Below are 1693 nucleotides of genomic sequence, written 5' to 3'. Positions count from 1 at the left end.
CGGTACCACTGGCGGCAACTTCGAAAACCTGGTGCCGAACACCACGCCGGCTGTGACCACCATCACCGACTCCGTGGACAACACCGGCCTGACCCTGACGGCCAACGGCAACATCACCGAAGGCGGTCAGATCACCTACACCGCCACCCTGACCAATCCGGCCGGCACGCCGATGACAGTGACCTTGAGCAACGGTTCGGTCATCACCATCGAAGCGGGTCAGACCAGCGGCAGCGTCAACGTGCCGACTGCGGCCAATGACGTCTATGTCAACGGCAGCACCGTCAGCACTACCATCACCGGTACCACCGGCGGCAACTTCGAGAACCTGGTACCGAGCACCACCCCGGCTGTGACCACCATCACCGACTCCGTGGACAACACCGGGCTGACCCTAACCGCCACCGGCAACATCACCGAAGGCGGCCAGATCACCTACACCGCGACCCTGACCAATCCGGCCGGTACGCCGATGACCGTGACCTTGAGCAACGGTTCGGTCATTACCATCGAAGCGGGCCAGACCAGCGGCAGCGTCAACGTGCCGACTGCGGCCAACGATGTTTATGTGAATGGCAGCACTGTCAGCACCACCATCACCGGTACCACTGGCGGCAACTTTGAAAACCTGGTGCCGAACACCACCCCGGCTGTGACCACCATCACCGACTCCGTGGACAACACCGGGCTGACCCTAACCGCCACCGGCAACATCACCGAAGGCGGCCAGATCACCTACACCGCGACCCTGACCAACCCGGCCGGTACGCCGATGACCGTGACCTTGAGCAACGGCTCGGTCATCACCATCGAAGCGGGTCAGACCAGCGGCAGCGTCAACGTGCCGACTGCGGCCAACGATGTTTATGTGAATGGCAGCACCGTCAGCACCACCATCACCGTCACCACCGGCGGCAACTTTGAAAACCTGGTGCTCAACAACACTCCAGCAGTCACCACGATTTCCGATGTGATCGACAAGGTCACCGTTACCATCGAAAGCGCTGGTCCGGTGCTGGAGAACCAGGCACCGACTTTCACCATCAAACTCGACCAGAAGTTAGATCACGACCTGACGGTGACTCTCAGCAATGGCCAAACTGTGGTCATCGCCGCAGGCGCAACTCAAGTTGGCTATGCATTGCCGGCGCAAGGTGATGACGTTTACAAGGATGGCGGTAGCGTATCGCTGGGCATCGCTGATGCTAGCGTTGCCGGTAAGACGTTTGAGAATCTGGTCATTGGCGGTCCTGCGTCGGTTGCTATCAACGACACCGTCAGCGAAGTGATCGCCACCCTGACCGCGGACAAATCCACCGTGGCCGAAGGTGGCCAAGTCACCTACACCGTGACCCTGACCAACGCGGCCGGTCTGCCGCTGAACAATCACGGTGAACTCACTTTCTCCCTGACTGACGGCACACAAATCAAAGTCCCGGCCAATACCGCGACTGGCACGGCGACCATCACCGCTGCCGATGACGTGTTCACCGGCGGCCAGGCACCGATCGTCAACAAACTGGAATCGGTTACCGGCGCGGACAACTTCGAAAAGCTGACCCTGAGCCAGACCAACGTCGAAACCACAGTCACCGACGAACCCGGTTCGGGCACCCCGAGCGACAACCAGGGCGACAAAGTCACCGTCAGCATCGAAGGCAATGGCGGCGTACAGGAAAACGTCGCGCCGACC

1 protein-coding gene is annotated in these 1693 nt (G+C 60.7%); it reads left to right on the top strand.

All coding sequences use genetic code 11. From position 1 onward, the window contains the following. Nucleotides 1-1693 (top strand): immunoglobulin-like domain-containing protein (locus tag VC35_RS30005; protein ID WP_404942358.1); only part of this gene is annotated, 1693 nt, incomplete at both ends.

The organism is Pseudomonas fluorescens (genome assembly GCF_000967965.1).
In the GTDB taxonomy this organism is placed as follows: Bacteria; Pseudomonadota; Gammaproteobacteria; order Pseudomonadales; family Pseudomonadaceae; genus Aquipseudomonas; species Aquipseudomonas grandcourensis.
Note: the sequence above shows the minus strand (reverse complement) of the source record. Positions and strands in the feature narration are given on the sequence as shown.